The organism is Nocardiopsis halotolerans DSM 44410 (genome assembly GCF_000341065.1).
In the GTDB taxonomy this organism is placed as follows: domain Bacteria; phylum Actinomycetota; class Actinomycetes; order Streptosporangiales; family Streptosporangiaceae; genus Nocardiopsis; species Nocardiopsis halotolerans.
Genome location: NZ_ANAX01000055.1, coordinates 1 through 7526, shown reverse-complemented (window position 1 = coordinate 7526; position 7526 = coordinate 1). Strand labels below are relative to the sequence as shown.

Annotated in this window: 5 protein-coding genes; all 5 read right to left on the bottom strand. The window is 70.1% G+C overall.

The annotated features are described in order from the left end of the window. Positions 1-304 (bottom strand): hypothetical protein (locus D455_RS29195; protein WP_026122312.1); only part of this gene is annotated, 304 nt, incomplete at its 3' end. A gap of 201 nt (positions 305-505) precedes the next feature. Next, entirely contained in the window at positions 506-3166 is a 2661-nt protein-coding gene (locus D455_RS0104530) for a TPR repeat region-containing protein (RefSeq protein ID WP_017569577.1), read from the bottom strand. Between the two features lie 62 nt (positions 3167-3228). Then, a complete protein-coding gene (locus D455_RS0104525; protein ID WP_017569576.1) occupies positions 3229-3555 on the bottom strand; it encodes a hypothetical protein in 327 nt (108 codons plus the stop codon). A gap of 266 nt (positions 3556-3821) precedes the next feature. Continuing rightward, on the bottom strand, positions 3822-4751 hold the full coding sequence (locus tag D455_RS0104520) for an AEC family transporter (protein ID WP_026122311.1): 930 nt from the start codon (positions 4749-4751) through the stop codon (positions 3822-3824). A gap of 130 nt (positions 4752-4881) precedes the next feature. Beyond that, positions 4882-7269 (bottom strand): serine/threonine protein kinase, encoded by a 2388-nt coding sequence (locus D455_RS0104515; RefSeq protein WP_026122310.1) that lies wholly within the window; start codon positions 7267-7269, stop codon positions 4882-4884. Positions 7270-7526 lie beyond the last annotated feature (257 nt).

The window sequence follows — 7526 nt, the reverse complement described above, 5'->3', positions numbered from 1 at the left end:
CCTCGTGGGAGTCGAGGGTGTCCCAGAACTCCTCCATGTAGGAGTCGACGAGTTCGTTTCCTCTGACGGGTTCGCCGCACCAGGTGACCGTATTGGACTCCATGGCGTCGATGAGGGCGTCATCGACTCTTGCGAGGCCGTCGACCCCCTCGGTGTGCCAGGCTTCCTTGTCGAGTTCGACGACGTATCCGTCCTCGGCCTCCCGGAGGATGCGGCTGTCGATGAGCCTGTCGCGGCTGCCGTTGATGTTCGCGACGACTTCCTCGGGATCGTTCTCGATGAGCATGCGGTCGAGTGTGCGCACCCTGACCTCCCGTTCGACCCAGAAGCGGGAGACGTAGTCCGGTGGAAGACCTTCCTCTGGTTCAGGTTCGGACGTGGAGCACGCGGCCAAGACCAGGCACGCGGACAGGGAGATCGTCAGGAAGACGGGAGCACGGCCTTCACGGTGTGTCACAGGGCCTCCAGAACGGGTGGGGTACAGAGGTGGCGGCGGCCACACGGGTTACGAGCCCTCGCCCTCGGGTGCGTTCCCGAAGGTTTCGAGTCCGCCTCCGAAATAGACCTCCGCCTCGCGGTAGCCGCCCATGTACTGTTCGGTGAACTGCTCCACTCCCTCGTGGGCGGGCGTGCTGTGATCGACCGAATATCCGTACTCATCCTCGTAGGTGATGTCGATGGTGGTGCTTTCCATGATGCTGCCGAGCGCGTCGTCCATCTCGGAGAGCGAGTCGTCCTCGTTGCCCGGCCATCGGTTCGGGTCCGTGTCGAAACTCATCGTGACGGAGTCGTCGATGACGAAGTCGTTCGGGATGTCAGCCGCACTGAGCACTTCACCGTTCCGCTCGATGGTGAGCGCACCACCGCCGACCAGCGTCCTGAGGTCGCCCCGCTCCACGTCGTTGAACGCCTCGGGGGCGCTATGGGCAAGGAAGTCGAAAGTCGCCGCCTGGAAGGCGCGCGTGGTGCTCTCCTCGCCGGTGTAGACGGGGTGGCGAGGAGAGATCTCGTACTCGCCATCCACGATCGCGTTCACGATGCTTTCCTCGGCTAGACCCATCCCCATCGACAGGGCCGTGCCGATGACCGGGATGTTCCCGGACAGGCTGCCCGCCTCGCCGACCACGAACTCGGCTATCTGCGTCTTGCGCTCGATGGTCTCGTCCAGGTCGGCACTGCGATCCTCCGAATCCAGGTACAGGGCTCGTTCCAGCAACCCCTGGAGCTGTCCGGCTCCACGTGCGGCGGTCGCTTCGTTACCGGACTCCAGAAACGCGATGGACTCCAGCTGCTTGTAGGCGTCCACCGTGTTGACCATGCGTCCGGCGGTTTCGTCGTTGCCCACGAGAAGCTGCATGTACATGGCGCGCTCCTCGGCACCCAGGCGCACGGTGCCCGTCTCCGAGTCGAAGTCCCCGATACCCGTCACGGGGTTTTCGTTGAGGTCCAGGATGTCGCTGTTGGCGAAGCTGTAGATGTGGGCGTCGAAGACGTCGGCGAGGCTGTCGGCCAGTTCCCCGTTGAACTGGGTGAACGAGGCGTTCGAGTACTCGTTGTCCCCCTCGGTGACGTCCACACCGGTGTTGGTGAGGGCGTCGTGCATGTCCGGGTCGGTGATGGTCTCCATGAACCCGGCGAAGGCGTCCCCGGCCCGCTCGCGCACCTCGGTGTCCTCGCTCTGGACGTCCTCGGCGAGCCAGTCGGTGAGCTGGCGCGCGGTGTGGCCGTCGTCGTGCCACTCGTACGTGAGCGTGCCCTCCAGCGCCCGCGTGCGCAGCTCCTCGTCGCCGTAGTCGACGCCCTCCTCCTCGTTGAGGTGGTCGCCGGTGAGCATGTAGTAGTTGGCGTCCGTGTTGCGGCTGGCCACGTCGACGATGTGGGAGACCTGCTCGGAGTCCGGCATCACCCCGTCGGGATCGGGCATGTCGCCCCAGGTGTCGAGGAACGCGCCGGTGGTCAGGTGCAGGGCCGTCGACAGCCCGTAGCCGCCCTGGAGGTTCCCGTCCGTGTGCTCCATGAGGGCGGAGAGCGCCTCCATGTCCATCCCGATGTTCACGGCGGTGCCGGGGATCTTGTTCTCCGCGTCGGGGTTGAGCCACGACCCCTCCACGGCGTACCGGAAGCTCTGGGGCAGGCTGTCGTACCCTCCGCCGAGTGCCGGGTCCGAGAGCGCGAGCAGACCGTCGCCGAGGAGGCCGAGGGCGTCCTCCCGCTCCTCGTCGCTCATGTCGGAGTCGGCCATGAGGTCGGGGTAGACCATGATGCCCGACCCGGCGCCGTCCCTGAGGTAGGGCTCCTCCAGGTGGGCGTAGAACTCCTCCAGGAACGCGATCTCCTCGTCGCTGAGCTTCGTGCCGTCCCCCTGGTTCTGCCGGGCGCTGGTGCCGACCATCGAGAGCACGAGCATGATCTCGTGGTACCGGTCGTCCAGCGGCTTCTCCCCGGACCAGTAGGCGGCGAGCTCGTCGGCGTACTCCTCGGCGTTCTCGGGGGTGAGTTCGCCGTCCTCGATGAGCGAGGCGTAGCGGGAGGGGTCGAGGTTGAGGAAGGCCCAGTTGGCGTTGCCCGACTCCATGAGCGTGCGGACGTTCTCCGGGGTCGGTCCCTGTTCGAGCATCGTCCGGATGCCCTCGGCGCCGTCCTGGAGGCCCTGCCAGTTGGCCTGCTCCCGGTCGATGAGCCCCTCCTGCACGGTGACGAGCTCGTCGTAGAGGGCCCGGCACCGAGCCTCGTCCCCGGCGCCCCAGTCCGTCCACCAGAAGCCGTCGACCTGGGGGTGGGACGAGGTGATGTGGTCGTCCTGGTACTTGGAGGGGACGGCGTTCTCCTTCTCCGTCCTGCTGCTCTCCCAGGTGGTGATCTGGGCCTCGCGCTCCTCGTGGAAGGCCTTGACGATGTCCCCCCACCTCTCGGCGACCGAGGCCGCGTAGGTGACGGAGACCGCGGCGTCCCGCCAGTTCTGCAGGTCCTCCTCGGAGAGGCTCTGGACGTCCCAGGCGATGACGTCGGTGAACTGGCTGGCGGCCGAGTCGAAGCCCCCCTTGAGGTCGTCCGCGCGGCCGAGGAGCCGCGCGTTGAGGACCTCCAGGTCCGCCGCGCAGTCGTGGATGGGCTTGGAGTCGTAGTGGAAGTCGCGGGGGACGAAGACGAGAGCGAAGGTTGCCACGGTTTTCCTCGGAGGGGCTGCGGGCGGGGAGGGGTGAGGGGACGGGACGGCGGACGGTGCCGTCAGAAGTTGATGTCCCGGTGGGACTCCCAGGGGTGGTCGAAGTCCTCGGAGCTGTCCAGGTCGTTGCGCGCGATCTCCCCCGCGCCCGCCTGGACGTTGTTGGCCAGCGTCAGGCCGAGCGCCTGGATGTCGATGAGGGCCTGCGCGTTCTCCTCCTTGAACGCGCTGAACCCGGCTCTGACGTCCTCGTGGCCCGACATGCTCTCGGCGTCCTCCATGAGGAGGTCGAACGCGTCGGCGAGCCCGGCCATGGCCGCCGCGAGGGTTTCGGCGTACTCGCCGCCCTCCATCCCCTCGATCGGGTTGCCGCCCGCTTCGGTGGTCATGTGGGGGTCTCCTCTCCTCGAACGCGGGATTCACCGGGAGGGGACGCGACACCCTCCACGCACGGAGGTCCGTTCACGGTCGTCGGCGCGGACGCTCTCCGGATGACGGGTGGGACGCGCGGACGGGGGCAGGAGTTCCGCGGTTCCCGTGAACTCTGGGGATGCTATCGGGAGGGCCGTCGCGCGTGTACCGTTCGCCCAGCATTGTTCCCTGATGTTCACGGGAGCCAGGCTCCTCCCCCTCACCGGAGCCGGGGAGCCGTTCCCTAACCGAGGAGGAAGGTGACGGTGAACAGCACGGGGATGGTGAGGAGGGTGGTCAGCAGCACCACCTCGCGGACCATCACCTCACCGGAGCGGTACTGGGTGGCGTAGTTGAAGACGTTCTGCGCCGTGGGCAGGGCGGCCAGCACGACCACGGAGAAGAGGGTGAAGGGGTCCAGGTCGAAGACCAGGGCGCCCAGGATCCACACCACCAGCGGCTGGACCACGGACTTGAGCGCGACGGCGACCAGGACCGGTACCCGCTCGGGGCCGCGACCGGGAAACGGGCTTCCGTGCAGGGAGATCCCGAACGCCAGCAGCATCGCCGGGACGGCCATGCCGCCGATCAGGTGGAAGGGTTCCATCAGGGGTTCGGGCGGGACCCAGCCCGAGGCGGAGACGGCCACACCCGCCAGGGACGCGATCACCACGGGGTTGCGGACCGGTGTGCCGAGCGCGCGTCTGAGCACCGGCCCCACGCCGCGCACGTCGCCGTCGGCCAGGTCCAGGATGGTGAGCGCGACCGGTGCCATGACCAGGAGCTGCGTCAGCAGGATGGGCGCCACCAGGGACGCGTCACCGAGCACGTAGACGGAGATGGGGATGCCGAGGTTGCCCGCGTTGACGTACGAGGAGGAGAGCGCGCCGACGGTGGTCCGGCTGACACCGCAGCGCCGGACCAGGCCGAACACGACGAAGGCGAGCGCCACGGCGGCCACGCCGAGGACGCTGACCAGAATCGGGCCGGACACCAGGACGGAGAGGTCGACGTCGGCCAGGATCGTGAACAGCAGCGCGGGACTGGCGACGTAGAAGGCGAGCCTGGTGAGGACGTTCCGGGCCCCCGGTCCCAGCAGGTCGAGCCGCCCGAGCATGTAGCCGATGACGACGACGCTGGTGATGACACCGAAACCGATCAGGACCCCGGACAAGAAGCGCTCCCACCGCACACGCGCGACATGGTCCCGAAAACGCTATCCAAGGTCATGAGGCGGCGATACGGCGCAGGTCACACCATGCCGGACGCACGGCCGCGAGTGTCGGCGCCCCCGGCGCGCCGCGTCATTCCGCGGGCTCCTCCTCGGGAGGCGGGGAGGGTTCGTCCGAAGGCTCCTCCGAGGCCTCCTCCTCGGCCGCCTCCTCAGCGGCCTCCTCGGCCGCGCGCTCGGCCTCGGCCCGGTCGGCGGCGCGGGTCGTGCAGACCTGGCCGGCGGCGGCCGCGGCGCCGTCCACGGCGATCACCGTGAAGCAGTACTCCATGAACGTGTTGTCGGTGACGACCTGCGCGGACACCACGCCGGGGCCGGTCCGGGCCACGGTGGTCGGTTCGTGTCCGCTGGGGCCGCCCAGCACGAAGAACGAGGCCGTGCCGCCGCTGTTGTCGGTCCAGTTCAGCTCGACGGCGCCGAGGTTGTCCGCCAGGACGACGTTCGACGGTGCGGATATCTCGGGTGGCGCCGAGGGCTGGACGTCCTGCCCGGTGGGTTCCGCCTCGGGTGAGGGCTCGGGTTCGGCCTCCGGTGCGGCCGTCGGGGCCGCCGGGGTGTCGGAACCGGTCGCGGCGAACACGCTGGAGACGCTGGTGACCAGGAGGATGCCGCACACGGTCACGGCGATGTGGAGATGGCGGCGCCACCGGGGCTGCTCCTGCCCGGTCTCCTGGACGGGGCCCCAGACGGGAGCCTCGTCCTCCTCGGGGACGGGTGCGTCGTCCACCGGGAGGAAGGAGGACTCGGCGGTGCCGGTCCAGCCCTCCAGACGGGACCAGGCGCGCAGCGGTGAGATCTCCTCTCCGCGCAGCTTGGCCATCATGAGTTCGGCGGTGCCGCCCGCGTCGGTGGCCGGAAGCCTGCTTCCCTCCAGCCCGGTGGGCTGGTGCGGGGGCCCGTCCGGAGACGCGGGGGGCTGCTGGGGCGGCTGCTGCGGGAGAGGTGCGGGGGGAGGGGCGGTCGGGGCGTGCGGGGCCTGCGGGCCGGAAGGCGGAAACCACGCCGTGGTGGGCGGGGTCTGTGGGCCGGAGGGCGCCGGGGGAGGGGACTGCGGTGCGCTCCGGAGGGGGTGCGGGGCCTGCGGGGACATCGGTTGAGCGGCGTACGGAGGGGGCGGGAACCGGGGTCCCGAGACGGGGGAACCGGTTTCCGGTGCCGCGGCCGGTGGCTCCTGCGCGCGGGCGCGCTGATCCGGCACGGGGGGCTGGGGACCCGACGGGGGACGCTGTGGTGACGCGGTCGGGTGCTGCGTCTGGGGCGTGTGCGTCCGGGGGTTTTCCGGTGGAACCTGCGAGCCCGGCACGGGGGCCTGGGGGCCCGACGGGGGGACCTGCGGCCCGGAGGCGGAGGGCTGGGACGAACCCGCCATCGGGTTCTGGGGGCCGGACGCGGGGGCCTGTGGTGTGGCGGTCGGGAACCGCGCTTCGGACGTGTACGCCTGCGCTGCCTGCGAGCCGGAGGCCTGGGTGGCCGGGTGTTGTGTCTGGGGTGCGTGTGCCGGTGGTACCCGCGGGTCCGGTGCGGGCGGCTGCTGGGGCCCGGACGCGGGGGTGCGGGTGTCCGTCCCGGTGGGGAGGGCGGTCGTCATCGGCGTCTGCGGGCCGCTCACCGGGTTCTGGCCGCCGGTCGCGCCGGACAGGGTGGTGGCGGGTCTGGACGTGCGCGCCTGCTCGAAGGCCGCGGCGAACGCCGCCGGAGTCGCGAAGCGCTCCTCGGGCAGCTTGGCCAGCGCGCGGGTGAGCACACCGCGCAGCTTGCGGGAGACGTCCGAACGGGGAACCGGCCTGGGTTCCCGAGTCAGGACCCGCTCGGTGTAGGCCCCGGGATCGAACGGGGTTCCGTCCGTGGACGAGAAGGGCGTGTGGCCCACCAACATCGTCCAGATCGTGGAGGCCAGCTGGTACACGTCGGAGGCGGGCGTGCGCGGTTCACCCCGCAGCGCCTCGGGGGGCGAGTGCAGGAACGACTCCGACCCCGGATCAGGCGGGGGCAGGGCCTCACCCGACCGGTGGACGGAACCGAAACCGGTCAGCACCGGGGTCCGCCCCGCACGGAGGACGTTGCCGGGGCAGACGTCGTTGTGCAGCAGCCCGCGACCGTGCATCGAACCCAGGGCCGCCGCCACACTCCGCGAGACGGCAGCCGCCTCCTGGATCGGCGCGGGTCCCCTCCGGGCGAGCATGTCGCCGAAGGAGCCGTCCGCGTAGAACGGCAACACCACGAACAGGTCACCGTCGGCGGTGGTCCCCGCGTCCAGCAGGGGGACCACGCCGGACACCCCGCTGAGTTCGCGCAGCTGGTTCAGCTCGGCGCGCCCCAAGTGCTCGGGGAGGACCTTGAGCACGACGTCGGCCCCGCTCGTGGAGCGGGTGGCCCGGACGATCCGGGCGCGACGCCCCTGGCGGAGCAGGGCCGGGGTGTCGTACCCGGGCGCCCATGCGGCGTGCTCGGAGCCGGACATGGGAGAGCGACCCCCTGGTGGTGTTCGTGGTGGGGAGGACTCCCGTCAGACGACGGGGGGAGGAGTGGCATCCGGACGCCACGGCGGTCAGGGCGGTCAGGGCGCCTCGGTGGCCGGACTCTGGATCATCTGCTGACGCAGGCCCCATCCGCGTTCCTCGTTGATCTCCTGCTGTCTGCCGAAGGCCCCGATGAGGGCGATGACCCCGCAGATCAACGCGACCAGGATGAGTCCGCCGATCACCGCGGGCCACACCT